The sequence below is a fragment of the Paracoccus sp. N5 genome, from assembly GCF_000371965.1.
GTDB lineage: Bacteria > Pseudomonadota > Alphaproteobacteria > Rhodobacterales > Rhodobacteraceae > Paracoccus.
Window position 1 is genome coordinate 839,802 of sequence record NZ_AQUO01000001.1, and the last position, 25,340, is coordinate 865,141.

General features: G+C 68.9%; 22 protein-coding genes. 7 read left to right on the top strand and 15 right to left on the bottom strand.

Going from position 1 to position 25,340, the window contains the following annotated elements; translation table 11 throughout:
• The first annotated feature begins 10 nt into the window (after positions 1 to 10).
• Both PARN5_RS0104235 and PARN5_RS0104240 read left to right on the top strand, forming a co-directional pair.
• On the top strand, positions 11 to 1,018 hold the full coding sequence (locus PARN5_RS0104235; protein ID WP_017998530.1) for an ABC transporter permease: 1,008 nt from the start codon (positions 11 to 13) through the stop codon (positions 1,016 to 1,018).
• Complete coding sequence (locus tag PARN5_RS0104240) at positions 1,011 to 1,982, top strand: ABC transporter permease (RefSeq protein WP_017998531.1); 972 nt, start codon at positions 1,011 to 1,013, stop codon at positions 1,980 to 1,982. The genes PARN5_RS0104235 and PARN5_RS0104240 overlap by 8 nt, the downstream gene beginning before the upstream one ends.
• 37 nt (positions 1,983 to 2,019) lie before the next feature.
• Here PARN5_RS0104240 and PARN5_RS0104245 read toward each other — a convergent pair whose 3' ends face one another.
• The 3 genes from PARN5_RS0104245 to PARN5_RS0104255 are packed head-to-tail and all read right to left on the bottom strand — an operon-like array spanning position 2,020 to position 4,164.
• Positions 2,020 to 2,661, bottom strand: coding sequence for a thiamine diphosphokinase (locus PARN5_RS0104245; RefSeq protein WP_017998532.1), 642 nt, complete (start codon positions 2,659 to 2,661; stop codon positions 2,020 to 2,022).
• Positions 2,658 to 2,870 carry a DUF2842 domain-containing protein gene (locus PARN5_RS0104250; protein WP_017998533.1) on the bottom strand — a complete coding sequence of 71 codons (213 nt, stop codon included), beginning with the start codon at positions 2,868 to 2,870 and terminating at the stop codon, positions 2,658 to 2,660. The genes PARN5_RS0104245 and PARN5_RS0104250 overlap by 4 nt, the downstream gene beginning before the upstream one ends.
• A 1-nt stretch (position 2,871) precedes the next feature.
• The gene (locus PARN5_RS0104255; RefSeq protein WP_017998534.1) at positions 2,872 to 4,164 is read right to left on the bottom strand and encodes an adenylosuccinate synthase; all 1,293 of its coding nucleotides are present in this window, start codon (positions 4,162 to 4,164) and stop codon (positions 2,872 to 2,874) included.
• A gap of 207 nt (positions 4,165 to 4,371) precedes the next feature.
• On the opposite strand from PARN5_RS0104255, the gene PARN5_RS0104260 reads away from it, so the two are divergent.
• The 3 genes from PARN5_RS0104260 to PARN5_RS0104270 all read left to right on the top strand — a co-directional run bounded on the left by PARN5_RS0104260 (position 4,372) and on the right by PARN5_RS0104270 (position 6,453).
• The gene (locus PARN5_RS0104260; protein ID WP_017998535.1) at positions 4,372 to 5,187 is read left to right on the top strand and encodes a cyclase family protein; all 816 of its coding nucleotides are present in this window, start codon (positions 4,372 to 4,374) and stop codon (positions 5,185 to 5,187) included.
• Entirely contained in the window at positions 5,187 to 5,585 is a 399-nt protein-coding gene (locus tag PARN5_RS0104265) for a carboxymuconolactone decarboxylase family protein (RefSeq protein WP_017998536.1), read from the top strand. Before PARN5_RS0104260 ends, PARN5_RS0104265 begins: the two co-directional genes overlap by 1 nt.
• Before the next feature lie 649 nt (positions 5,586 to 6,234).
• Positions 6,235 to 6,453 carry a hypothetical protein gene (locus PARN5_RS0104270; RefSeq protein ID WP_017998537.1) on the top strand — a complete coding sequence of 73 codons (219 nt, stop codon included), beginning with the start codon at positions 6,235 to 6,237 and terminating at the stop codon, positions 6,451 to 6,453.
• A gap of 305 nt (positions 6,454 to 6,758) precedes the next feature.
• Here PARN5_RS0104270 and PARN5_RS0104275 read toward each other — a convergent pair whose 3' ends face one another.
• The 4 genes from PARN5_RS0104275 to recA all read right to left on the bottom strand — a co-directional run bounded on the left by PARN5_RS0104275 (position 6,759) and on the right by recA (position 11,870).
• The gene (locus PARN5_RS0104275; RefSeq protein ID WP_017998538.1) at positions 6,759 to 7,553 is read right to left on the bottom strand and encodes a class II glutamine amidotransferase; all 795 of its coding nucleotides are present in this window, start codon (positions 7,551 to 7,553) and stop codon (positions 6,759 to 6,761) included.
• 67 nt (positions 7,554 to 7,620) lie between these two features.
• The gene (locus PARN5_RS0104280) at positions 7,621 to 7,911 is read right to left on the bottom strand and encodes a DUF1330 domain-containing protein (RefSeq protein ID WP_017998539.1); all 291 of its coding nucleotides are present in this window, start codon (positions 7,909 to 7,911) and stop codon (positions 7,621 to 7,623) included.
• The gene (alaS, locus tag PARN5_RS0104285) at positions 7,908 to 10,565 is read right to left on the bottom strand and encodes an alanine--tRNA ligase (RefSeq protein WP_017998540.1); all 2,658 of its coding nucleotides are present in this window, start codon (positions 10,563 to 10,565) and stop codon (positions 7,908 to 7,910) included. Before alaS ends, PARN5_RS0104280 begins: the two co-directional genes overlap by 4 nt.
• Before the next feature lie 234 nt (positions 10,566 to 10,799).
• On the bottom strand, positions 10,800 to 11,870 hold the full coding sequence (gene recA, locus PARN5_RS0104290) for a recombinase RecA (protein WP_026155163.1): 1,071 nt from the start codon (positions 11,868 to 11,870) through the stop codon (positions 10,800 to 10,802).
• 230 nt (positions 11,871 to 12,100) lie between these two features.
• On the opposite strand from recA, the gene PARN5_RS0104295 reads away from it, so the two are divergent.
• Positions 12,101 to 12,685, top strand: a complete 585-nt coding sequence (locus PARN5_RS0104295; protein WP_017998542.1) for a sulfotransferase family 2 domain-containing protein — start codon at positions 12,101 to 12,103, stop codon at positions 12,683 to 12,685.
• Positions 12,686 to 12,694: 9 nt separating this feature from the next.
• Here the strand turns inward: PARN5_RS0104295 and PARN5_RS0104300 are convergent, their stop codons facing one another.
• The 4 genes from PARN5_RS0104300 to guaB all read right to left on the bottom strand — a co-directional run bounded on the left by PARN5_RS0104300 (position 12,695) and on the right by guaB (position 18,361).
• The gene (locus PARN5_RS0104300) at positions 12,695 to 14,731 is read right to left on the bottom strand and encodes an ATP-binding protein (protein ID WP_017998543.1); all 2,037 of its coding nucleotides are present in this window, start codon (positions 14,729 to 14,731) and stop codon (positions 12,695 to 12,697) included.
• A 58-nt stretch (positions 14,732 to 14,789) separates the two neighbouring features.
• Positions 14,790 to 15,941: an RsmB/NOP family class I SAM-dependent RNA methyltransferase gene (locus PARN5_RS0104305; protein ID WP_017998544.1), complete on the bottom strand. Its 1,152-nt coding sequence runs from the start codon at positions 15,939 to 15,941 to the stop codon at positions 14,790 to 14,792.
• A gap of 64 nt (positions 15,942 to 16,005) precedes the next feature.
• Entirely contained in the window at positions 16,006 to 16,845 is an 840-nt protein-coding gene (locus PARN5_RS22830; protein ID WP_017998545.1) for a hypothetical protein, read from the bottom strand.
• 67 nt (positions 16,846 to 16,912) lie between these two features.
• Positions 16,913 to 18,361, bottom strand: a complete 1,449-nt coding sequence (gene guaB / locus PARN5_RS0104315) for an IMP dehydrogenase (protein WP_017998546.1) — start codon at positions 18,359 to 18,361, stop codon at positions 16,913 to 16,915.
• Between the two features lie 266 nt (positions 18,362 to 18,627).
• Between guaB and PARN5_RS0104320 the strand changes: the two genes are divergently transcribed.
• Positions 18,628 to 19,749, top strand: coding sequence for an outer membrane protein transport protein (locus tag PARN5_RS0104320; protein ID WP_017998547.1), 1,122 nt, complete (start codon positions 18,628 to 18,630; stop codon positions 19,747 to 19,749).
• Between the two features lie 162 nt (positions 19,750 to 19,911).
• Here PARN5_RS0104320 and murD read toward each other — a convergent pair whose 3' ends face one another.
• The 4 genes from murD to PARN5_RS0104340 form a co-directional block, all read right to left on the bottom strand.
• A complete protein-coding gene (murD, locus tag PARN5_RS0104325) occupies positions 19,912 to 21,312 on the bottom strand; it encodes a UDP-N-acetylmuramoyl-L-alanine--D-glutamate ligase (RefSeq protein WP_017998548.1) in 1,401 nt (466 codons plus the stop codon).
• Between the two features lie 78 nt (positions 21,313 to 21,390).
• Complete coding sequence (gene mraY, locus PARN5_RS0104330) at positions 21,391 to 22,473, bottom strand: phospho-N-acetylmuramoyl-pentapeptide-transferase (protein ID WP_017998549.1); 1,083 nt, start codon at positions 22,471 to 22,473, stop codon at positions 21,391 to 21,393.
• Positions 22,473 to 23,858: a UDP-N-acetylmuramoyl-tripeptide--D-alanyl-D-alanine ligase gene (gene murF, locus PARN5_RS0104335; RefSeq protein WP_017998550.1), complete on the bottom strand. Its 1,386-nt coding sequence runs from the start codon at positions 23,856 to 23,858 to the stop codon at positions 22,473 to 22,475. The genes mraY and murF overlap by 1 nt, the downstream gene beginning before the upstream one ends.
• Positions 23,855 to 25,339, bottom strand: coding sequence for a UDP-N-acetylmuramoyl-L-alanyl-D-glutamate--2,6-diaminopimelate ligase (locus PARN5_RS0104340; RefSeq protein WP_026155164.1), 1,485 nt, complete (start codon positions 25,337 to 25,339; stop codon positions 23,855 to 23,857). The genes murF and PARN5_RS0104340 overlap by 4 nt, the downstream gene beginning before the upstream one ends.
• Position 25,340 lies beyond the last annotated feature (1 nt).

Here is a 25,340-nt window from a genome sequence, read left to right on the forward strand (position 1 = left end):
GGGGATCGCCATGCTGAGTTTCGCCCTGCGCCGGCTGCTGCTGGCGATCCCGACGCTGCTGTTCATCTCGCTGGTGATCTTCCTGCTCTTGGAAGCCTCGCCCGGCGATCCCCTGGGCGACGTGCCGCTGACCGTGCCGCCCGAGGTCAAGGAGCGCATGCGCGAGGCGCTGGGCCTGGGGCAGGCCTGGTATATCCGCTATGCCTTGTGGCTGAAGCAGTTCTTCTGGGTCGAGCCGCTTTACTGGTTCGACCGCGCCTTCGGCACGGAGTTCAGCGCCGGCATGCAGCGCATCATCAGCTTCCAGAGCCGCAGCCCGGTCTTCGACGTCATCGCGCAGCGGCTGCCGCAGACGCTGACGGTGGTCGGGCTGTCCTATCTGCTGGGGGTGATGATCGCTGTCCCGATCGGCATCGTCTCGGCCTACAGGCAATATTCCTGGTTCGACCAGATCGGCACCTTCGTCTCGATGGTCGGCTTCTCGCTGCCGACCTTCTTCACCGGGGTGGTGCTGATCATCGTCTTCGGCATCAAGCTGCAATGGTTTCCCTCGATCTATGACACCACCTTGCGGGTGACGGATTGGGACAGTTTCCTGGCCCAGGTGCGGCAGATGGTGATGCCGGTCACGGTGCTGGCGCTGTATAACGCGGCGCAGATCAGCCGCTTCATGCGCGCATCCATGCTGGACAACCTGCGGCAGGATTACGTGCGCACCGCCCGCGCCAAGGGCTTGAGCGAGCGGGTCGTGGTGCTGAAGCATGTGCTGAGGAACTCGCTGATCCCGGTGGTCACGGTGATCGCGCTGGGGCTGCCGGCGGTCTTCGGCGGCGCCATCATCACCGAGCAGGTGTTCAAGGTGAACGGGCTGGGGCAGCTGCTGATCCTGGCGATCAACGCCAATGACATCCCGATGGTGATGACGCTGACCTTCATCTTCGCGGCGCTGATCGTCACTTTCACCCTGATCGCCGACCTGCTCTATGGCGTCTTGGACCCGAGGATCCGCTATGACTGACCCGAAGCTGGCCCCGGAAGCGGCCGCCCCCGCCGCCGTTCCGGGCGCCGAGGCGCTGCCGCCCGATGCCCCGGTCGAGGGCGCGCCGATGCGCAGCCAGGGACGCGACGTCTGGCGCCAGTTCCGCAGCCACCGCGGCGCCATGCTGGCGCTGGTGATCTTCGCGGCCATCGTGCTGTTCGTGAGCCTGGGGCCGGTTCTGTGGCGGATCGACCCGACCTTCGTCGATTACCGCGCCCGCAACCAGGGCTTCACGCTGGCCCATCCCTTCGGCACCGACCAGCTGGGCCGCGACCTGCTGGCGCGGATGATGGCGGGCGGGCAGGTCTCGATCGCGGTCGGGCTGGTGGCCATGGCGATCGCGCTGAGCCTTGGCAGCCTGGTCGGGGTGCTGTCGGGCTATTTCCGCCGGCTGGACGCACCCTTGATGCGGCTGACCGAGCTGTTCCTGGCGCTGCCGCTGCTGCCGCTGCTTCTGCTGATGGTGACCCTGTTCCGCGAGCCCTTGGGCAAGGCGCTGGGGCCGGCGGGCGGGACGTTCCTGCTGATCGTCGGCGCCATCGGCGCCACCTCCTGGATGCAGACCGCGCGCATCGTGCGCGGCGACGTGCTGGGGCTGAAGGAGCGCGAGTTCATCCTGGCGGCGAAATCCATCGGCACGCCGGCGCCGCGCATGATCCTGCGCCATGTGCTGCCGAACGTGGTCTCGCCGATCATGGTGGCGGCGACGCTGGGCATCGCCACCGCCATCATCACCGAAAGCGCGCTGAGCTTCCTGGGACTGGGTTTCCCGCCGGATTTCCCGACCTGGGGCCGGCTTCTGTTCGACGCGGTGGACCAGATGCAGATGTATCCCTGGCGGGTGATCCTGCCCGGAGCCTTCATCTCGCTGACGGTGCTGTCGGTGAACTATATCGGCGACGGCTTGCGCGACGCGATGGACCCGCGGATCCGCGGGCGCTGACGGCGCGGCTGCATGGGTATTTGGGGAGCAAAGAAGCCTAGAGCGCCGCGGCCAGGCGCGGCAGTTCCGCGCGCGGCAGGATCAGCAGCATCGGGCCGTCGAGTTGGAGCGTGACCGGGCCGGTGGCGCGGTTCGAGGTGCCGATGCGGCCCTGCGGAGCGAAACCCAGGCCGTCGATCGGCCAGTGCAGCCCGGTCGAGCGGCCGGTCGCCGGGCCCATGGGAAAGAGCGACAGCCGGGTGCCGGGCGCCAGGTCGAGGCTGATTTTCGGCGGCGCCAGGGTGATCGCGTCATCGCCGGCGATCAGGATCGTGGGCGGGCCGATGCGGCGGGCCAGCACCGAGAGCGTGGCCAGGAAATGGTCGTGCCGCGCGCCGGAAAAGCCGATGCCGATCACCAGGGGCGCGCGGATGCGGGTCAGGCATTTCTCGAAATCGGTGCTGTCCTGTTCGGCGATGCGGTGCAGGTTCCCGGCCGGGATCACCTGCCGGGCGCGGTCCGAGATCGAGTCGAAATCGCCCCAGACCGCCCGCGGCACCAGGCCGAAGCCCAGCGCGGTATCGGCGCCGCGGTCGGCGGCGGCGACGGTCGGGGCGAGCGCCAGCGCCGCGTCGAGGTCGGCGCGGCTGACCGGCGCGCCGCCGATCAGCGTGACCGCCCGGGGGCTGTCGAGGATCATTCTTCCTTGCCGATGCCGCGGAACACCCGGCGGAAAGGCAGCGCCCAGAGGATGCCCAGGGCGACATAGACCAGCACCTCGACGAGGATCGGCTGCCGGCCCCAGGCCCGGTCCATCCAGTTCACCAGCGTCACGGCCACCACGATGTAAAGCGGCAGGCCGATCAGCAGGATCAGCAGGGACCAGCGTTTGCGGGCTTTCACGTCCATCTCAATCCGCGAAGGGATCGGTGACGAGGATGGTGTCGTCGCGTTCGGGGCTGGTCGAGAGCAGCGCCACCGGGCACTGGATCAGCTCCTCGATGCGGCGGACATATTTGATCGCCTCGGCCGGCAGATCGGCCCAGGACCGCGCGCCTTGCGTCGATTGCTGCCAGCCGGGCATCTCTTCGTAGACCGGGCGCACCTTGTCCTGCAGCGCGGCAGCGGTCGGCAGGTGGTCGAAATGCTCGCCGTCGATCTCGTAGCCCGTGCAGATCTTCAGCGTCTCGAACCCGTCGAGCACGTCGAGCTTGGTCAGTGCGATGCCGTTCACGCCGGAAATCGCGCAGGTCTGGCGCACCAGCACGGCGTCGAACCAGCCGCAGCGGCGCTTGCGGCCGGTGACGGTGCCGAATTCGTGGCCGCGCTCGCCCAGGCGCTGGCCGTCGGCGTCGTCGAGCTCGGTCGGGAACGGGCCCGAGCCGACGCGGGTCGTATAGGCCTTGACGATGCCCAAGACGAAACCGATGGCCGAGGGGCCCATGCCGGTGCCGGTCGCGGCCATGCCCGACATGGTGGTCGAGGAGGTCACATAGGGATAGGTGCCGAAGTCGATGTCGAGCAGCGAGCCCTGCGCGCCCTCGAACAGGATGCGTTTGCCGGCGCGGCGATAGTCGTTCATCACCTTCCAGGCCGGCTGCGCGAATTGCAGCAGCTTCGGCGCGATCTCCAAGAGCTTCGCGCGCAGCTCGGCGCGGTCGATGGGCGTGGCGCCCAGGCCCTGGCGCAGCGCGTCGTGATGCGCCAGCAGGCGGTCGAGGCGCGAATCCAGCGTTTCCTCGTCGCCGAGGTCGGCGACGCGGATGGTGCGGCGGCCGACCTTGTCCTCATAGGCCGGGCCGATGCCGCGGCCGGTGGTGCCGATCTTGGAGGCGCCCGCCGCTTCCTCGCGCAGCTGGTCGAGGTCCTGGTGCAGCGGCAGGATCAGCGGGGTGTTTTCCGCGATCATCAGGTTTTCCGGGCCGATCTCGACGCCTTGGGCGGTCAGCTTGTCGATCTCGGCGAACAGCGCCCAGGGGTCCAGCACCACGCCATTGCCGATCACCGCCATCTTGCCCTTGCGCACGATGCCCGAGGGCAGGAGCGACAGCTTGTAGACCGTGTTCCCGATGACCAGCGTGTGGCCGGCGTTATGGCCGCCCTGGAAGCGCGCGATCACATCGGCGCGTTCCGACAGCCAGTCGACGATCTTGCCCTTGCCTTCGTCGCCCCATTGCGCGCCGACGACCACCACATTGGCCATATTGGTTCCCTTCCGCGGTCATGAATGCCGCGGGATGTATAATGGCCCCAGCCGCGCGGGGAAAGCGCATTCCGTCCTGCGGCCCGTTTGCGCCATGCGCCCGGCCTGGCGCGGCGGCGGGCGCGGAAAATCTTTGGCCTCGGCGCGCGAGTCATGGGAGCATCGCATCGACCGGGACGGTCCCGGCGCCATTCGGAGAGACGGACCATGTGCAATGCCTGCGTGATCGAAAGCGTCAAACACGCCATGATGAGCCGGCGCAGCCTGTTCGCCGGCCTGGCGGCCAGCGGCGCGGCCGCCATCGCCGCCGGGCCGCTGAGTGCCCGGCCGGCACTGGCCCAGGCCAGCGGCAAGGTGCTGGACCTGACCTATGTCTTCGACGAGCGGTTCCCGACCTTCGACGGCGTGCCGGGCATCGCCTATGAAGAGGCGGTGAATTTCGACAAGTCGGGCTATCAGCTGTGGAAGATCACCTTCTTCGAACATTCCGGCACCCATATCGACGCGCCGCTGCATTTCTCGAAAGACGGCATCTCGGTGGCGGAGCTGGCGCCGGAAAGCCTGATCTGCCCGCTTTGCGTCATCGACATCGCCGCCAAGGCCAGGGAGGACGCCAATGCCGCGCTCGAGGCCGAGGATGTCGAGGCCTGGATCAGCCGGAACGGCGAGATCCCAAAGGGCGCCTGCGTGGCGATGAATTCGGGCTGGGGCGCCAAGGTGGCGACGCCGGAGTTCCGCAACACGCCGGACGGCAAGTTCGCCTTTCCGGGCTTCGGCAAATCGGCGACCGACCTTCTGGCCAGCCTGGACGTGGCCGCCATCGCCAGCGACACGCTGTCGCTCGACCCCGGCAGCTCGGCGGATTTCGCGGTGCATAATTCCTGGCTGCCGGGCGGCCGCTATGGCATCGAGAACCTGGCCCAGGTCGAGCAGCTGCCGGCGACCGGCGCCACCATCTTCGTCGGCGCGCCCAAGCACGCGCGCGGCACCGGCGGCCCGGCCCGCGTCATGGCGGTGCTGTGATGGCGACGGTTCCCCTGCTGACCGACGAGGAGGCGCCCGCGGAATCGCGGGCGGTCTTCGACGCCATCCGCGCCGCGCGCGGCACCGATCACGTCAACAACTTCTGGCGGGTCCTGGCGCATGACCCGGCCGCGCTGCGCGCCACTTGGGAGCGGCTCCAGGCCGTCATGGCGCCAGGCGCGCTGGACCCGCTGGTCAAGGAGCTGATCTATGTCGCCGTCTCGGCGGCGAATGGCTGCGGCTATTGCGTGCATTCGCACAGCGCCGCCGCCCGCGCCAAAGGCATGACGCCCGAGATGCATTCCGAACTGCTGGCCGTGATCGCCATGGCAAGCCAGACCAACGCGCTTGCGACCGCCCTGCAGGTGCCGACCGATCCGCTTTTCCTGGAGGATTGAACGGCCCCGACCATCGGCCGCGCCGGCCATGCCCGGATGCATGGCCCGCGCGCTTGAGCGAATCGGGCTTGGCGAGATCGGCGCTGGCCGCGATCGAGGGCGGGACGGCCACGCCTGTCATCCGGAGAGCGGGCGACGGTCATGCCCGCGGCACCGCGCATAAGATAACGATGCGGCGCGGGCCGCTGGCCGAGGAAACCGGGGCGAACGATGCGCTCCGCCCCGGCGCCATGTCGCGAAATACATCACCCATGGCGCCGCGCATGAGATCGGCTCGGCAAGCATGCGTGTCTGCCCTGCGTCCCGCCTTGTTCGGCGGCATGATCGAGGCGCAGATGGGCGCTCCGAACGGCGCGATCCCGACGCAGAACAAGGCAGGCAAACGCGTGGCCCTCGTTTCGGGCCAGGCCGGATTCCGGCTGTGCGAGCGTGCCGTTCCGCTGCGCGTGGGCCAGCCTGGCGCTGACCGACACGGATCGACGCCGATCCCCGAGAGCTGCGAAGGGGCGCACCGATGGCGAATTGCCCGGCGCAGCACGTGCTCGGCCGCAACGCTGCCTTGCAAAACTGGACATGGTCACGGGTTCGCGGCACCGCTATCCGTCGCCGCAGGGGAGGAAACCATTCGCCAAGACCGAAGGGGTTTCCCATGGCTATCACGACCGATTTCTGCTCGCCTCGCCTGCCGGCGCTGTTCGACCGCCTGCTGGCGGCGTTCCGCAGGGGCGGCGAGGCCGATTTCGCCCGGCTGTCGCGCCGTGCCGAGATCGCGGCGCTGCAAGCGAAATCCGATGCGCAACTGGCCGAGTTGGGCCTGAGCCGCGACCGGATCGTGCATCACGTCTTTGCCGACCGGATCTGGTTCTGATCCGATCCGCGGGGGTCGGCCGGGCCGCACCCCTGCCTTGCGGGCCAGAGCGGTGGGCGCCCCCGATGGCGGGTCCGATCGCGCCCCTGCCTGCGAGCCGCAGCGGTCGGCGCCGGTTACGGGGCCGGCCCCCGATCGCGCCCTGGCTTTGCGGACCGGGGCGATGGGCCGTATCCCGCCGCGTCCGGCGCCGCGGTGCTGGAACGACGCGCGCCGGCTCTTGCGCCGGTCAGGTGCCGGGACGCCGTCCGGCCGCTTGCGCCGCCGGGTCGGGTATTTGAAAAACGGTGAAAATACCGGCGTCGTCAGGCGGCGGCGCTGACGGGGCTGGGCAGGAAAGGGGTGATCGCCACCTGCTCGCCCTGGAAGACGCAGAAGCTCTTCTGCGGGATTTCCTGCCATTCGGCCTCGTCGCTTTCCAAGGGTTCGGAAACCACGGCGCGGCCGTTGCGGCTGTCCGACCAGCGGTGATAGAGCGTCGGCGCCTGATCGTCGCTGGCATAGCGCAGCGCATAGAGCCGCTCGCCGTCCGAGAAGGCCGCCGTCAGCCGCACATGCGGCGCATCGCCGCGCTGGCGGGCCAAGGCCTCGAATTTCGCGGTGGCGCGGGCCATGGCGCCGGCGGGATCGCTGTCGAGCCCCTCGCCCAGGGCCATCAGGAACAGCACCTCGCTGTCGGTGGCGCCCTTGCGATGCGGATAGAATTCGTCGGGAATCAGCGCCTCGGCATGGCGGCGATAGCCGTCATAGCCGCCGAACTGGCCGTTGTGCATGAAGCTCCAGCGGCCGACGACGAAGGGATGGCAATTGTTGCGGCTGGTCGCGGTGCCGGTCGAGGCGCGGACATGCGCCAGGAACAGATGCGATTTCAGCGTCGCGGTCAGGCTTTTCAGGTTGCTGTCCGACCAGGCCGGCATGATGTCGCGATAAAGGCCGGGCTCGGGCCGGTCGCCATACCAGGCCAGGCCGAAACCATCGGCATTGACCGGCGTATGGCAGCGCATGGCGCCGTGGCTTTGCCGCACCAGCGAATGACCGGGACGGCAGATGACATCCTCGAGATAGATCGGACTGCCGACATAGGCTGCCCAGCGACACATTCCCTGCCCCCGTTTCCGTGCTTTTCCAAGGCCTAGCACGGAAATCCTAACGAATCACCAAAAACCGTCAGGCGGGATTTTCCTCGACGATCACAAGCTCGCGCTCTGCCGCATTCCGGGCATGCTCCAGCGCCGCCTGGTATTCCGCCGACTGGTAGCAGGCCACCGCGGCCTCGACGCTGGGAAAGCGGGCGACGACATTGCGCGGCCGCTCGGTCCCCTCCAGTTGCACGAAGCGCGAGCCGCGGGCTAGGAAGACCCCGCCATGCGCGGCGATGGCCGGGCCGGCCAGCCGGGCATATTCGCCATAGGCTTCGGGGTCGGTCACGGTCACATGGGCAATCCAGAGCGCGGTCATGCCTTCTCTCCGATCAGGGCTTCCACGGCGGCGATGGCCTGGTCCGCGGCCGCGAGGCTGGGGGCGCCGCCCTGCGCGCGGTCGGGGCGGCCGCCGCCGCCCTTGCCGCCCAGGGCGACGGTCGCGGCCTGCACCAGCTCGACCGCGCTGAGCCGGCCGGCCAGGTCCGGGGTGACGCCCGCGGCCACCGTCGCCTTGCCATCCGCCTCGGCCAGCACCACCACGGCGCCCGAGCCGAGACGCGCCTTCATCTCATCGACCAGCGGGCCGAGTTCCTTGCCGGAAACGCCATCGACGCGGCGGGCGATCAGCCTGATGCCATTGATGTCCTTGGGTTTATCCTCGGCGCCGCCGCCCATGGCCAGCTGGCGCTTCAGCTGCGCGATCTCATTGGCCAGGGCCTTGCGTTCCTCGGCCAGCGCGCGGACCTTGTTCACCACATCGCCCGATTGCGCCTTGAGAATGCCGGCGATTTCCGAAAGCTCGGCGTCCACGCGGCGCAATTCGTCCATCGCCGCCTGCCCGGTCAGCGCCTCGATGCGGCGGATGCCGGCGGCCGAGGCGGTCTCGGTGGTCAGGGCGAACATGCCGATGTCGCCGGTGCGCCCGACATGGGTGCCGCCGCACAGCTCCAGCGAATAGGTCTGGCCGCCGCTGCCCTTGCCCGAGCCCTCGAGCTCGCCCATGGACACGACGCGCACCTCGTCGCCGTATTTCTCGCCGAACAGCGCCTGGGCGCCCAGGGCGCGGGCGTCGTCGGGGGTCATGATCCGGGTCTCGACCGGAGTGTTCTGGCGGATGAAGTCGTTCACCTCGCGTTCGACCTGGGCGATCTCCTCGGCGGTCAGCGCCTTGCCGTGGCTGAAGTCGAAGCGCAGCCGGTCGGGCGCGTTCAGGCTGCCGCGCTGCGCGACATGCTCGCCCAAGGCGCGACGCAGCGCCTCGTGCAACAGGTGGGTGGCCGAGTGGTTGGCGCGGATGGCCGAGCGCCGGTCGTGGTCGACCGAAAGCTGCGCGCCCTGGCCGCGGCCGATGGTGCCCAGCGTCACCTCGGCGACATGGATGAAGACGCCATTGGCCTTTTTCGTATCGGTGACGCGGGCGGCGCCGGTCTCGGTCTTGATGAGCCCGGTATCGCCGACCTGGCCGCCGGATTCCCCATAAAAGGGCGTCTGGTTGACGACGATCTGCACCTGCTGGCCCTCGCCCGCCTGCTCGACCGCGGCGCCGTCCTGCACCAGCGCCAGAATCTGGCCCTCGCTGATCTCGGTGTCATAGCCGAGGAATTCGGTGGCGCCATGCTCTTCGGCGATGTCGAACCAGATCGCGGCGTCCTTGGTCTCGCCCGAGCCGGCCCAGGCGGCGCGCGCCTTGGCCTTCTGCTCGGCCATGGCGGCGTCGAAGCCGGCGGTATCGACGCTGCGGCCCTTTTCGCGCAGCGCGTCCTGGGTCAGGTCCAGCGGGAAGCCATAGGTGTCGTAAAGCTTGAAGGCCGCCTCGCCCGGCAGGTTCGCGCCCTCGGGCAGGCGCGACAGCTCGTCGTCGAGCAGCCGCAAGCCGCGGTCGAGGGTCTGCTTGAAGCGCGTCTCCTCGAGCCGCAACGTCTCCTCGATCAGCGCCTGGGCGCGGCCGAGTTCGGGATAGGCGGTGCCCATCTGGCGCACCAGCGCCGGCACCAGGCGGTGCATGACCGGATCCTTGGCGCCCAGCATATGCGCGTGGCGCATGGCGCGGCGCATGATCCGGCGCAGCACATAGCCGCGCCCCTCGTTCGAGGGCATCACCCCGTCGGCGATCAGGAAGCTGGTCGAGCGCAGGTGATCGGCGATGACGCGGTGATGCACCTTGCCGGGGCCGTCCGGGTCGGCGCTGGTCGCATGCGCGCTGGCCTCGATCAGGCTGCGCATCAGGTCGGTGTCATAATTGTCGTGCTTGCCTTGCAGAAGCGCGCCGATCCGCTCCAGCCCCATGCCGGTGTCGATCGATTGCATGTCGAGCGCGCGCATCGAGCCGTCCTCGAACTGCTCGTTCTGCATGAAGACCAGATTCCAGATCTCGATGAAGCGGTCGCCATCCTCGTCGGCCGAGCCGGGCGGGCCGCCCCAGATCTGGTCGCCGTGGTCGTAGAAGATCTCGGTGCAGGGGCCGCAGGGGCCGGTCGGGCCCATGCGCCAGAAATTGTCGTCGGTCGGGATGCGGATGATGCGGTCGTCGGTCAGGCCCGCGACCTTCTTCCAGATGGTCGCGGCCTCGTCGTCGGTGTGATAGACGGTGACCAGCAGCTTGTCCTTCGGGATGCCGAAATCCTTGGTCAGCAGTTCCCAGGCAAAGGGGATGGCGTCCGACTTGAAATAGTCGCCGAAGCTGAAATTCCCCAGCATCTCGAAGAAGGTATGGTGCCGCGCGGTATAGCCGACATTGTCGAGGTCGTTGTGCTTGCCGCCGGCGCGGACGCATTTCTGCGCCGTGGTGGCCCGGTTGTAGTCGCGGGTCTCGACCCCGGTGAACAGGTTCTTGAACTGCACCATGCCCGAGTTGGTGAACATCAGGGTGGGATCGTTCCTGGGCACCAGCGGACTCGACTCGACGATCCGATGGCCGTTGCGTTCGAAGAAGTTCAGGAAAGTCGAACGGATGTCATTCAAGCTGGGCATGGCAGGCCTTCATCGCAATGCGGTTCCCCCGGCCAGGGCCGGTTTGCCGCCCGGTCTAGCCCCAGCCATGGCGGCTGTCCAGCAATCCCGCATGGGCAGACGCGGCTTCTTTCTTGGAGAAATATCCTGGGGGGACGCCTCCCGCGCCCCATCGAGGGGCACGGGAGGCGTGGGGGCAAAGCCCCCGGGGATAGCGGCCATGCCGCGCATCCCGTCGGGCCTGTCGACCCGGGTTCACTCCTCGGTCAGCGAGTCGTCCGCTTCGTCGGTCGCACCGAAATCCAGGCCGTGGCTGGCGCGGATCTTGTCCTCGATGGCATAGGCCGCCTCGGGATTGTCGCGCAGGTATTGCTTGGCATTCTCGCGACCCTGGCCGATGCGCTCGTCGCCATAGGAATACCAGCTGCCCGATTTCTCGACCACGCCGGCCTTGATGCCCAGGTCGATCAACTCGCCGACCTTCGAGATGCCCTCACCATACATGATGTCGAATTCGACCTGGCGGAAGGGCGGCGCGACCTTGTTCTTGACCACCTTGACGCGGGTGGCGTTGCCCACCACCTCGTCGCGATCCTTGATCGAGCCGGTGCGGCGGATGTCGAGCCGCACCGAGGCATAGAATTTCAGCGCATTGCCGCCGGTCGTGGTCTCGGGATTGCCGAACATCACGCCGATCTTCATGCGGATCTGGTTGATGAAGATCACCATGCAGTTGCTGCGTCCGATGCTGGCGGTCAGCTTGCGCATGGCCTGGCTCATCAGCCGGGCCTGGCTGCCCATCTGCATGTCGCCCATGTCGCCCTCGATCTCGGACTTGGGCGTCAGCGCCGCGACCGAGTCGACAACCACCAGGTTCACCGCACCCGAGCGCACCAGCGTATCGACGATCTCCAGCGCCTGTTCGCCGGTATCGGGCTGGCTGATCAGCAGCTCGTCCAGGTTCACGCCCAGCTTCTTGGCATATTGCGGATCCAGCGCGTGTTCTGCATCGACAAAGGCGCAGACGCCGCCCTTCTTCTGCTCTTCGGCGACCACATGCAGCGTCAGCGTGGTCTTGCCCGAGCTTTCGGGGCCGAAGATCTCGATGATGCGGCCCTTGGGCAAACCGCCGATGCCCAGCGCGATGTCGAGCCCCAGCGAGCCGGTCGAGGTCGCCTCGATCTCGGCCACCGGATTGTCGGCGCCCAGCTTCATGATCGAGCCCTTGCCGAACTGCCGTTCGATCTGGGCCAGCGCGCTGTCCAGAGCCTTCTGCTTGTCTGCCGATCGCTTGTCGTTCATGTCGAAAAGTGTTGCCCCTGCCATGCCGTCCTCATGCTTATTTCACACCCCGACCGCCGGGGCAATCGATGCCCGCCCGTGATTTGTTCACGAGTTGTTCCTATTTGTGCCCATCCGGGCGAAAAAGCAAGTCCTGCTTGACGAATCAGCCCTGCCGACCGCCAGCCTGCGCCGGAAAGATTAAGAAACGGTTTACACGCGCCGGGCGAAGCACTATCCCGCCGCTGTTCCGCCCCTGGCTGAAAGATGTGGACATGCTGATCTTCTGGGAACGCCGCCTGGTGTTTCTCGCGACGCCGAAGGCCGGCTCGACCGCGATCGAAACCGCGCTCGAGCCGCTGGCCAGCCTCGCCGTCCGCCGCCCGGCCGAGCTGAAGCACACCGACCTTGGCCATTACCGCAGCCATATCGCGCCCTGGCTGCATTCGGTCACCGGCGACCATTTCACCACCATCGCGCTGATGCGCGAGCCGCTGGACTGGCTGCGCAGCTGGTATCGCTTTCGCCTGCGCGACGACAGCGAGGACGCCGAACACGCGATGACCGGCCTGGATTTCGCCGATTTCGCCCGCGCCTATGTCGACCCGCAGGGCGCCGCCGTGGCCCGCGTCGGCAACCAGGCGGATTTCCTGACCGCGGGCCAGGATCGGGTCGACCGGATCTTTCGCTACGAGGACATCGAAAGCTTCACCCATTTTCTCGAGGACAGCCTCGACTGCGCCATCAGCCTGCCGCGCGTCAACGTGCCGCCGGCCGTGGACGTCAGCCTGAGCCCCGGGCACGAGTCCGAGTTGCGCCGGCTGATGCAGCGCGACTTCCAGCTTTACCAGTCGCTGTAGGCCGGATGCTCAATGCGCCGCTTCCAGCTGGCGCGTGACCAGCGCGGTCAGGTCCGACAGCGAGAACGGCTTGGCCAGGAAGGCGGCGTCCGGCACCGGGCTGCCCTCCGAGAAGATATCCTCGGCATAGCCCGACATGAAGATCACCCTGGTATCGGGCCGGTCGCGCAGCGCGGTCCTGACCCAGGACGGCCCGTCCATTCCCGGCATCACCACGTCGGTCACGAAGACATCGACCAGCAGCCGCTGGTCGGAAAGCAGCGACAGCGCATCCTCGGCGCAGGCCGCTTCCAGCACGTTGAAACCCTGCAACTTCAGGGCGCGGCTGGCAAAGGCGCGGACCGGGGCCTCGTCCTCGACCAGCAGCACCGTGGCCTCGACCTCGCGTCGGGCGCGCATCGGCGCCGCGGGCTCGGGCGCCGGCTCCTCGACGGCGGCGCGGTCATGCGCCGGGAAGAACAGCGAGAAGCAGCTGCCTTCGCCCGGCGCGCTGTCGCAGAAGATATAGCCGCCGGTCTGCTTGACGATGCCATAGGCGGTCGAGAGGCCAAGCCCGGTGCCCTCGCCCAGGCGCTTGGTGGTGAAGAAGGGCTCGAAGATCTTGGCCAGGTCGTCCGGCGCGATGCCGCAGCCCTGGTCGCGCACCTGCACCCGCACGTAATCCCCCGCCGGCAGCGTGGCGCGCCCGACGCCCGAGGGGCTGTCCAGTCGGACATTGTCGGTGCTGACGGTGATGTCGCCGCCCTCGGGCATGGCGTCGCGGGCATTCACCACAAGGTTCATGATGACCTGTTCCAGCTGGCGGCGGTCGGCGCGGATCATGCGCAGCGAGGGGTCGTGGTCGAAGGTCAGCACGATCCGCTCGCCCACCAGCCGGTTCAACAGATGCGTCAGGTCCGAGAGCGTGTCGCGCAGGTCCATGATCTGCGGCTTGAGCGTCTGCTTGCGCGAAAAGGCCAAGAGCTGGCGCACCAGCGCGGCTGCGCGATTGGCGTTCTGGCTGATCTGGTCCAGGTCGGCGTAATCCGGGTCGGCCTTGTCGTGGCGCAGCATCAGCAGGTCGCAATGACCGGTGATCGCCGTCAGCAGGTTATTGAAATCATGCGCGATTCCGCCGGCAAGCTGGCCGATGGCCTGCATCTTCTGGCTTTGCACGAACTGCGCCTCGAGCGTCTTCAGCGCGCTGGCGTCCGACAGCACCGCCGTGGCGTGATCGCCCTGCCCGCGCGCCACCGTGACCTGGACGAAACGCTCGGGCCCCTCGGCCCTGACATGCAGCACCTCGGAACCGCCGAGCGTGCGGCCGGCGCAGATGTCGCCGACCCAGTCGCCCAGTTCGCGGCCCAGGCCGTCCAGCAGCGCGGCCAGCCCCTGCCCGGCGATGTCGCTGCCCAGCAGCTGGCAGGCGGCGGCATTGGCGCGCAGGATCCGGGCCGAGGGGTCCAGCATCAGCAGCGCCACCGGCAGCAGGTCGAAATCGTCGCCGGTCGCGCGGGGCGGCTCGGCCGGGATCAGCGCCGCCGGTTCGGGCTCTGTTGCCAGCCACAGCTGCACCAGCCCGCCCGCCTCGCGCGCGATGGCGAAATGGCCGAGCTCGCCCAGGTCGCTGCACCCGCGGCCGCTGCGGGCCAGGCGGATGCCCAAGGCGTGCCATTGCGCCTGCGGATCGGCGTGCCGGCGGCGCAGCAGATCGGTGACGGGGCGGCCGACCAGATCGCCCAGGCGGTCCAGCGCCGGCGCGTTCTGCGCCAGAATCAGCCCCTGCGGATCGACGGCAAGCGCGGGCAGGTCATGGGCCAGCACGGCCGGCATGGCCCGCGCCAGCTCGCGCCGCACCGCCAGCCCGCGATGCAGGTGCCGGGCCGAGATCGCACCGCCCAGCAGATACCAGGCCAGCGCCGCCGCCCCCGCCGCCAGCAGCGTCGTGCCGCCCGGCGCCGGGCCGTTCGACAGCGCCAGCCACAGCGCGCCGGCCAGGACCGGCAGCACCAGGAAAGGCACCAGGATCTGCGCCGAGCGCAGGATCTCTGCCCGTTCGGAAATCATCAGCCGCCTCGCCACCAGTCGTTTCCGCTCGGAGTAGCGCATGCGGGTTAACAGGCGGTTAACACCGGCGCATCAGCGCCAGGAAAAATCCGTCCGAGGCCGTCAGCGGTGAATACCGCCGTTGCTCGAGCAGGCTGAAATGGGCGTTGCGGGACAGGAAAGCCCCGGCCTGATCCGCATTTTCGGCATTAAGCAGCGAACAGGTCATATAGGCCAGGTGCCCGCCCGGCGCGACGAATCCTGCGGCCTGATCCAGGATCTGCGCCTGGGTCTGCTGCAGGCGGGCAAGGTCGGCAGCGGTCAGGCGCCATTTCGCATCGGGCGTGCGCCGCCAGGTGCCGCTGCCGGAACAGGGCACGTCGGCCACGACCAGATCGAACCGGCCCGAGACGCCGCCCGGCGCGGCCAGCCGGATACGCACGCCCGCGCGCTCGGCCCGGTTGGGCAGGTCGGCCATCCGGCCGGGGTCGATGTCATGCGCCACGACCAGCCCCGCCCCGCGCGCGGCCAGCGCCAGCGCCTTGCCGCCGCCGCCCGCGCAAAGGTCGAGCAGGCTGCCCTGCGCCGGCAGCAGCGCGCAGGCAAGCTGCGGCGACAGATCCTGCAACTCGACCAGCCCGTCGCGATAGGCGGCCGAACTGGCAAGCCGGCGGGCGCCCTGGGTCACGCGCAGGGCCGAGGCAAGCGCGGCATGCGGCGCCACGGCGATGCCGTCGCGGTCCAGGGCGGCCGCGGCAGCCTCGGGGGTGGTGCGGCGCAGGTTGACGCGCAGCCAGACCGGGGCGCGGTCGCGCAGGGCCAGCGCCACCGGCTCGGCCTCATCGCCCAGCGATTGCTGCCACAGTGGCAGCAGCCAGTCGGGCAGGTCCAGCCGCTCGCCCACCCTGCCGGGCGCCGTTACCGCCTGTTCGGCCGGCGCAAGCGGCGGCGGGGCATGGCCCTCGCCGGTGAAGATCGTGGAGGGCTCGATGCCCTCGTCGCGGCACAGGCCCAGCATCAGCCCGCGCCCGGTCATGGCCCCGCCCAGCGCCGCGCGCGAGCGCAGCCGGCGCAGGCTGTCGAAGACCAGGTCGCGCACCGCGGCGCGGTCGCCCGAGCCGGCGAAGCGGCTGGCGCGGGACCAGCGCAGCAGCGCCGGCTCGGCCGGGTCGCCCGCCAGGATGCGGTCGAGGATCTGGATGGCCGCGGCGATGCGGGCGGCTGGGGTCATGTGGCCTGCGCCCCCGGCGCGGGATGGGAAAACAACCGGCAGAAAGGCCGATGCGGCGCGTTTGTCAATCCCAGCCGGGCGGCGGCTCGGGCGGATCGGGCCCGGCGGCCGCCTGGGGGTCCAGCTCGTCCGCGCGCCCGGCCAGCGGCCCGCGCGAGGCCAGAAGCAGCGGCCCCCGCGCCCGGGTCAGCGTGGCGCCGCGCCCCTGGCCGATGGCGGCCAGCGAGCCGGGCGTGCCGGTGACGCCGGTGCCCAGGGGGGCGCCCAGCAGCATCACCCTTTCACGCACCTGTTTGCGCTGCCCCGAGGTGATCGCGGCGAAGCTGTTGTAGGTCTCGGGCCCGTCGGTCAGGCCCTGGAAGCCGCGCTCGCGCAGCATCTGCCGCAGCGTGTCGAAGCGCGCCAGATATTTCTGCGCATGGACCTGAGTGCGGGAATGGAAGGCCCCCGCCGCGGCGCGCCAGTCGCCGGTTTCACCGTAGAGCCCGCGCACGAAACGCGCCGCATAGCGGGCATTCTCCAGCGGGTCGAACATCTGCGCGACCGAGGAAAAATTCTCGCCATGCCAGCGGAAATTCAGCTGGAAGCAGCCGATGTCGATATTGGTGCGGCCCTGCGCCACGCGATCCTCGGCAAAGGCCACGGCGCTGGCGGGGTCGTCGAACCAGGTGCCCTCGCCCTCGGCATTGGCGCTCCAGGCCCAGGGGCGCACGAGGCCGTCCAGCCGCCGCCCGGTCTCGGTCAGGGTCAGCGCGCCCATGATGTCCGCCGGCACGCCATATTCCTGCGCCGCCTGCTCGGCCGCCCATTCGCAGACATCGGCCGAGGGCAGCGCCACGCCCCGCCCAGGCCCAAGGGCCAGCGCGCCAAGCGCCAGAAGGAAAAGGAAAGCCCGGAAAAGCATGAAAGGCCGCGAAGGTGGTTCCCTCGCGACCTTTACGGCAGTCCGGTTAAGATCGGGTTAGCGGCCTTCAGCCCAGGCGGTAGTTCGGGCTTTCGCGGGTGATCTGCACGTCGTGGACATGGCTTTCCTTCAGCCCCGCCCCGGTGATGCGCACGAATTCGCAGCCGCCGCGCATTTCGGCCACGGTGGCATTGCCGGTATAGCCCATGGCGGCGCGCAGGCCCCCGACCAGCTGGTGGATCACCGCGGCGGCCGAGCCCTTGTAGGGCACCTGGCCCTCGATCCCTTCCGGGACCAGCTTGTCCGAGGCCGCGTCCTTCTGGAAATAGCGGTCGGCCGAGCCGCGCGCCATGGCGCCCAGGCTGCCCATGCCGCGATAGGATTTGAAGCTGCGGCCCTGATAGAGGATCACCTCGCCCGGGCTTTCATCGGTGCCGGCGATGGCCGAGCCGACCATGGCGCAGCTGGCCCCCGCCGCGATGGCCTTGGCGAAATCGCCCGAGAACTTGATGCCGCCATCGGCGATGACCGGCACGTCGCCGGCGCCGCGCACCGCGTCCATGATCGCGGTCAGCTGCGGCACGCCGACGCCCGCGACGATGCGGGTGGTGCAGATCGAACCGGGACCGATGCCGACCTTGATCGCATCGGCGCCGGCATCGACCAGCGCGCGCGCCGCCTCGGCGGTGGCGACGTTTCCGGCAACCACCTGCACCTGGTTCGAATGCGCCTTGATGCGGGCGACGGCCTTGGCCACGCCCTCGGAATGGCCATGGGCGGTGTCGATGACCACCAGGTCCACCCCGGCCTCGACCAGCGCCAGGCTGCGCTCATAACCCTCCTCGCCGACGGTCGAGGCGGCGGCGACGCGCAGCCGGCCCAGCTCGTCCTTGCAGGCCAGCGGGTTCAGCACGGCCTTCTCGGTATCCTTCAGCGTCAGGAGGCCGGTCAGCCGGCCCGAGGAATTCGTCACCAGCAGCTTCTCGATGCGGCGCGCCTTCATCAGGCTGATCGCCTCGGCCCGGTCGGCGGGCTCGCGCAGGATGGCGAGGTTGTCGCCGGTCATCACCGCCTTGACCGGCATGTCGTCGCTGGCGGCGAAACGCATGTCGCGGTTGGTGATGATGCCGACGACACGGCCCTCGGCATCGACGACCGGAAAGCCGGTGACGTTATAGCGCTCCTGCAACGCGCGGGCGTCGGCGATGGTCTGGTCCGGGGTCAGCGTGATGGGATCGTAGACGATGCCGGATTCGAAGCGCTTGACCCGGCGCACCTCGTCGGCCTGCTGCTCGGCGGTCAGGTTGCGGTGGATCACGCCGATGCCGCCGGCCTGGGCCATGGCGATGGCCATGCGGCTTTCGGTGACGGTATCCATGGCCGACGACAGCAGCGGGATATTCATGCGGATCCGCTGGGTGACATGGGTGGTCACGTCGGCGGTCGAGGGCATCACCGAGGAAGCCGCAGGAACGAGAAGAACATCGTCGAAGGTCAAAGCCTCACGAATCTGCATGGGAGCATCCTGTCACGGGGTTCGTTTGGCAGTTTCCCATTTCACGGGCCGGCCGGAATGTCCAGAGCATCGCACGCCCCGGCTGCCGGTTTCGGCCGGATCGGGCGGCGGCGGCGCTGCCGCCATCGTTGCCGCCGCGCCACGCCGGCGCCGCCGTCTGCACCGGAACGCCGCGTCATCCGGCGGCGCCGATTGACGCAACCGCCGCGCGTGTCGCAGGCTGAACCCAGCGGTTCTGCAAGGGCCGGTTCAAGGGGAGGAATTTCATGAATAGGATCGTCACCGGCATCGGCGCCCTGCTGGCCAGCGCCGCGCCCGTCCTTGCAGGCGGGATCGAGCGTGCGCCGCAATCGCTGGCGCCGCTGTTCGAGAACGGCAACTATGTCGAGCTGAGCTTCGGCGGCGTCAATCCCAGCGTCAAGGGCACGGATGTCGCCGGCGTCGCCACCGGCGACGTCGCGCAGGGCTATGGCTTCTTTGGCTTGGCCTACAAGCACCAGTTCACGCCGAACCTGTCCGGCGCCATCATCGTCGAACAGCCCTTCGGCGCCGACATCCTGTATCCGGGCGCGAATTCCCCGGTGCTGGGCGGCACCGCGGTCGAGGTGAACTCGACCACCTATACCGCCTTGCTGCGCTACAAGTTCGAGAACAACTTCTCGGTGCATGGCGGGTTGCGCGGCTCGCATGCCGACGGCCATGTCCGGCTGCAGGGCGCGGGCTATGCCACGACCTCGGGCTATGACCTGGACATCGACGGCGCCTGGGGGCTCGGCTGGGTGGCCGGCATCGCCTGGGAACGGCCGGACATCGCGGCGCGGGTCTCGCTGACCTACAATTCGCCCATCGAGCATGATTTCGACATGACCGAGACCGGCGGGCCGCTGCCGATCGCCTTCCAGGACCAGTATACCGTCAAGACCCCGCGCAGCTGGACGCTGGAGGGCCAGACCGGCATCGCCGCGGATACCCTGCTGTTCGGCTCGATCCGCTGGGTGAAATGGTCCGAGTTCAAGGTGGAAAACTTCCTGTTCCCCATCGCCACCCCCGCCGGGGAGATCCCGCTGGTCGAGGTCGAGGACACCACCACCTATACGCTGGGCGTCGGCCGCAAGTTCACCGACAACTGGTCGGGCTCGGTCTCGTTCCTCTATGAGCCGAGCGAGGGCGACACGGTCTCGCCCCTGGCGCCGGTGAACGGCCGCAAGGCGGTGACGGTGGCGGCGATCTATACGATGGACAACATCAAGATCACCACCGGCATCAACTATACCAAGCTGGGCGATGCGACCCTGGGCGTCGGCCCCAGCGGCGCCAAGCGCGAGGTCGCCGACATGGACGACAGCGAGGTCTGGGCCGTGGCAATGCGGATCGGCTATTCCTTCTGATCCTGCCGGCAGGATGCAGGAAGGCCCCGGTTCCCCCGGGGCCTTTTCATTGGCCCGGCCGCTCTGCCTGGCGCGGGTGGGATTTGGGTATTTGAAAAACGGTGAAATCGCCGGCCTTCTTTGTTCTCCAAATACCCCTGCGGCCGTGCCGCCGGCGCGATCTCAGCCCTGCAAGGCCTTGACCAGGGCGGTGAAATGCTCGCCGCGCTTTTCGAAATTCGGGTATTGGTCGAAGCTGGCGGCCGCGGGGGCGAGCAGCACGGTTTCGCCGGGCTGCGCCTCGGCCGCGGCGCGGGCCACGGCCTGGTCCATGGTCTCCAGCACCTCATGCGGGGTCTGGCCGAGTTGCAGCGCGAAATCGCGCGCGGAATGGCCGATCAGATAGGCCTTGACCACATGGCCGAGGAAGGGTTGCAGCGCCTCGATGCCGCCGTCCTTGCCCATGCCGCCGGCGATCCAGCGGATGTTGCGGAAGGCCGTCAGCGCCTTGGCGGCGGCGTCGACATTGGTGGCCTTGCTGTCGTTGACCCAGGCCACGCCGTCGATCTCGGCCACGCGCTGGCTGCGGTGCGGCAAGCCTTCGAAGCTGTGGAAGGCGCGCTCGATCTCGCGCGGGGCGAGGCCGACGGCGCGGGTCGCGGCATAGGCGGCGCAGGCGTTCTGGTGGTTGTGCTCGCCCGGCAGGCCCTTGATCTCGCGCAGGTCGATCGAGGCGACCTGGCGGCCCTTGCGGCATTCCGAAAGGAAGCCCTTGCGGGCAAAGACCGACCAGCCGAAGCGCTCCAGCTTCTGCCCCGAGGAGATGCGGATCACCCGGTCGTCCGAGGGCGCCATGGCGAGCTGGTCGGCAAGGTAGCGGCCCTCGATCTCGTCGACGCCGATCACGGCACGGTCGGGGCCGCCCTCGGCGAAAAGCCGGCGCTTGGCAGCGAAATAGCCGCCGGGGCCGCCGTGGCGGTCGAGGTGGTCGGGCGAGAGATTGGTGAAGACCGCGACATCGGGCGTCAGAGCCCGGGCCAGGTCGGTCTGGTAGCTGGAGAGTTCCAGCACCACCACCTCGCCGTCATGGGCGGGGTCGAGCGACAGCACGCCGGTGCCGATATTGCCGCCAAGCTGGGTCGGGCGCCCGGCCTCGCGCAGGATGTGATGGATCAGCGCCGTGGTGGTGGATTTGCCGTTCGAGCCGGTGATGGCGATGACGCGCGGCGTGATGTCGTAGCCTTCCCAGTCGCTTGTGGCGAAGCTGCGGAAGAACAGCCCGATGTCATTGTCGACCGGCACGCCGAGTTCGTAGGCCATGGCGATGACCGGGTGCGGCTTGGGATAGAGATGCGGGATGCCGGGGCTGGTGATGAGCGCGCTGACGCCGTCCCAGTTCGCCTCGCGCGTCAGGTCGAGCACGGCCATGCCGTCGGCGGCGGCCTGTTCGCGGGTGTCGGCGCCGTCGTCCCAGACGACGACATGGGCACCGCCCTCGGTCAGGGCGGCGGCGGTGGCGCGGCCCGAGCGGCCGAGGCCGAGCACGGCGATGGTCTGGTTCTGGACGCCTTGGACGGGGATCATGGTTCTGCCTTCGCTATGGAAGGCCGGGGGCGCTTCGCCCCCCGGACCCCCCGAGGGTATTTCTGGAACAAAGAAGGATCAGCGCAGCTTGAGCGTGGCAAGCCCGATCAGCGCCAGGATCAGCGCGATGATCCAGAAGCGGATGACGATCTGCGCCTCGCCCCAGCCCTTCTTCTCGAAATGGTGGTGGATCGGGGCCATCAGGAAGACGCGCTTGCCGGTGCGCTTGAAGTAGAGCACCTGGATGATGACCGACAGCGCCTCGACCACGAAGAGGCCGCCGACGATGGCCAGCACGATCTCGTGCTTGGTGACCACGGCGATGGCGCCGAGCGCGCCGCCGAGGGCCAGGCTGCCGGTGTCGCCCATGAAGACCGCCGCCGGCGGGGCGTTGTACCAGAGGAACCCGAGGCCGCCGCCGATCAGCGCCGCGACGAAGACCGCAAGCTCGCCGGTGCCGGGCACGAAATGCACGCCGAGGTAATTGGCGAAATTGGCGTTGCCGACCATATAGGCGATCACCGCGAAGGTGGCGGCGGCGATCATCACCGGCATGATCGCCAGCCCGTCGAGGCCGTCGGTGAGGTTCACCGCATTGGCGGCGCCGAGGATCACGATGACGGTGAAGGGCACGTAGAGGACCGACAGGTTGATCAGCGCGTTCTTGAAGAAGGGCAGCGCCAGTTCGCCGCTGAGCGCGGCCGGATGCAGCCAGGCGGCGGCGGCGCCGGCGGCGGTGGCGATGCACAGGCCGATCAGCAGCCGGACCCGGCCCGAGAGCCCGGCGTGGTGCTGTTTCGTGACCTTGGCGTAATCGTCGGCAAAGCCGATGGCGGCAAAGCCCAGCGTCACCAGGAGCACGATCCAGACATAGCCATTGTCGAGCCGCGCCCAAAGGAGCGTGCCCAGCGTCAGCGCCGCGAGGATCAAGAGCCCGCCCATGGTCGGGGTGCCGGCCTTGGACAGGTGGCTTTGCGGGCCGTCGTCGCGGATCGGCTGGCCCTTTTTCTGCTTGCGCCGCAGAAGGTCGATCAGCGGCCGGCCGAAGAAGAAGCCGAAGACCAGGGCGGTGAAGAAGGCGCCGCCGGCGCGAAAGGTGATATATCTGAAAAGGTTGAAGAAATCCCCGCCGTCGGAGAGGTTCGTGAGCCAATAGAGCATTACGCTGTCCTTTCGCCAGGCGCCGTGCTTTGGCGCGTCCGCCGCAGCGCGTCAACCACCGTCGAGACCCGCGAGGATTTGGAGCCCTTCACAAGCACGATATCGCCGGTCGCGACCAAATCGCCGACGCGCAGGGCCAGTTCGGCGGCAGTCTCGGCATGCACGCCGCGGCGGTTTTCCGGCAGCGCCTCGTGCAGGGCGCGCATGCGCGGGCCGGCGGTATGGACCAGGTCGACCGCCGGGATCGAGGGGTCCTGCGCCATGCCGGCATGCATGGCGAGTTCGTCCGGGCCAAGCTCCAGCATGTCGCCCAGGATCGCCACCCGCCGCCCGCCGGTCAGCCGCGCCAGCGTCGCCAGGCCGGCCGAGAGCGAGGTCGGGTTCGAGTTATAGGCGTCGTCGATCAGCCGCAGGCCGCCCAGGTCCTCGACCGCGCCACGGCCCAGCGGCGGGTTCCAGTCCGCAAGATGTGTCGCCGCCGCGGCCGGATCGGCGCCGGCGGCCGACAGCGCGGCCAACACGCCGACCGCATTCATCACGAAATGCGTGCCGGCGGTGGCGAGGGTGAAATCCACCACCTCGCCCAGGATGCGGGCGCGGACCCGGGTGGTGCCGTCCACGGTCTCGGCCTTCAGGGGTTGCGCCATGCCGTGCTGGCCGAAGCCGATGACGATGGCGCCGGCCTCGTCCGCGCAGTCGCGCAGAAGCTGGGTGACGGGCAGGTCCTCGGGGATGATGGCGGTGCCGGGCTGGGTCAGGCCGGCGAAGATCGCGCCCTTTTCGCGGGCGATGCCCTCGATGGCGCCGAAGGCCTCCAGATGCGCGGCCGCGACCGTGGTGATCATCGCGACATGCGGGCGGGCAAGGCGGGCCAGCGGCTCGATCTCGCCGGGGTGGTTCATGCCGATCTCGATGATGGCGAAATCGGTGTCTTCCGGCATCCGCGCCAAGGTCAGCGGCACGCCCCAGTGGTTGTTGTAGCTGGCCTCGGCGGCGTGGATCACGCCCTGACCGGTCAGCGCGATGCGGGCCATTTCCTTGGTCGAGGTCTTGCCGACCGAGCCGGTGATGGCGATGACCTTGCCCTGCATCCGGGCGCGGCCGGCGCGGCCCAGCGATTCCAGCGCGGCCAGGACATCGGGGACGACCAGCAGCGGCGCGTCGGGGGCCACGCCCTCCGGGATGCGGCTGACCAGCGCGGCGGCGGCGCCCTTGTCCAGCGCCTGGGCGACGAAGTCATGGCCGTCGCGCACATCCTTCAGCGCCACGAACAGGTCGCCGGGCCGCAGTGTGCGGGTGTCGATGGACACGCCCGTGATCACAAAATCGCGGGTGGCGCGGCCGCCGGTGGCCCGCGCCGCGGCGTCAGAGGTCCAGAGCGTCATATCTTGCCATCCAGCGCGGCGACGGCGACCGAGGCTTGTTCCGCATCGTCGAAGGGATAGACGTCGCTGCCGATGATCTGGCCGGTCTCGTGGCCCTTCCCGGCGATCAGCAGCGCGTCGCCGGGTTGCAGGGCATCGACGCCGCGCAGGATCGCCTCGGCGCGGTCGCCGATCTCATGCGCCTCGGGGCCGGCGCCGGCCATGACCTCGGCGCGGATCGCGGCCGGGTCCTCCGAGCGCGGGTTGTCGTCGGTGACATAGACCACGTCGGCAAAGGCGCGCGCCGCCTCGCCCATCAGCGGGCGCTTGAGCCGGTCGCGGTCGCCGCCGGCGCCGAAGACCACGACGATGCGGCCCATGACATGCGGCCGCAGCGATTGCAGGGCCGAGGCCAGCGCCCCGGGCTTGTGGCTGTAATCGACGAAGACCGCCGCGCCATTGTCGCGCACCGCGGCCAGTTCCATGCGGCCGCGCACGGTGGTCAGGCCCGGCAGGGTCTCGATCACCCGGGCGGGCTCATCGCCGGCGGCGATGGCGAGGCCGGCAGCGGCCAGCACGTTCTCGGCCTGGAAGCCGCCGATCAGCGCCAGACGGACCAGATGCGCCTGGCCGTGCCAGGAAAAGCGCAGGTCCTGCCCGGTCGCGTCGTAGCGCTGGCCCAGGATGCGCAGGTCGGCGCCCTCGGCCTGGCCGATGGTGGTCAGGGCCAGGCCACGCTCGCGCGCGATCTGCGCCATCTGCCGGCCGCGCGGGTCGTCGACATTGACCACCGCAGCAGAGCCCTCGTCCAGGATATGGTTGAAAAGCAAGGCCTTGGCGGAGAAATAATCGTCAAAGTTCTTGTGGTAGTCCAGGTGGTCCTGGCTGAAATTGGTGAAGGCACCGGCTTTCAGCCGCACCCCGTCCAGCCGGCGCTGATCAAGCCCGTGGCTCGATGCCTCCATCGCGGCATGGGTGACGCCCTCGGCGGCGGCCTCGGCCAGCACGCGGTGCAGGGTGATCGGCTCGGGCGTGGTATGGGCCAGTTTCGCCTGGTAATCGCCCTGCACGCCCATGGTGCCCAGGCTGATCGCCTTGTGGCCCAGCGCCTGCCAGATCTGCCGCGTGAAAGTCGCAACCGAGGTCTTGCCCGAGGTGCCGGTGACGGCAACCATGGTTTCCGGCTGGGCGGCGAACCACAGCGCGGCGGCCCCGGCCAGCGCGGCGCGCGGATCCTCGGCCACCACCAGCGCCGCGTCCGAGCCGGCCAGTTCGGCCGCCGCGATCTCGGCGCCCTTGCGGTCGGTCAGCACGGCGCCCGCGCCCTGGCGCAGCGCATATTGGATGAACGCGCCGCCATGCGTGGCCGAGCCGGGCAGCGCCGCGAACAGGAAGCCCGGTTTCACCTGCCGCGAATCGACGGCCATGCCCGTCACCTCGGGGTCGCGCCCCTTGTCCCCCCTCAGCCCCAGAAGGGACAGCCGCATCGCCCGATCCGCCACG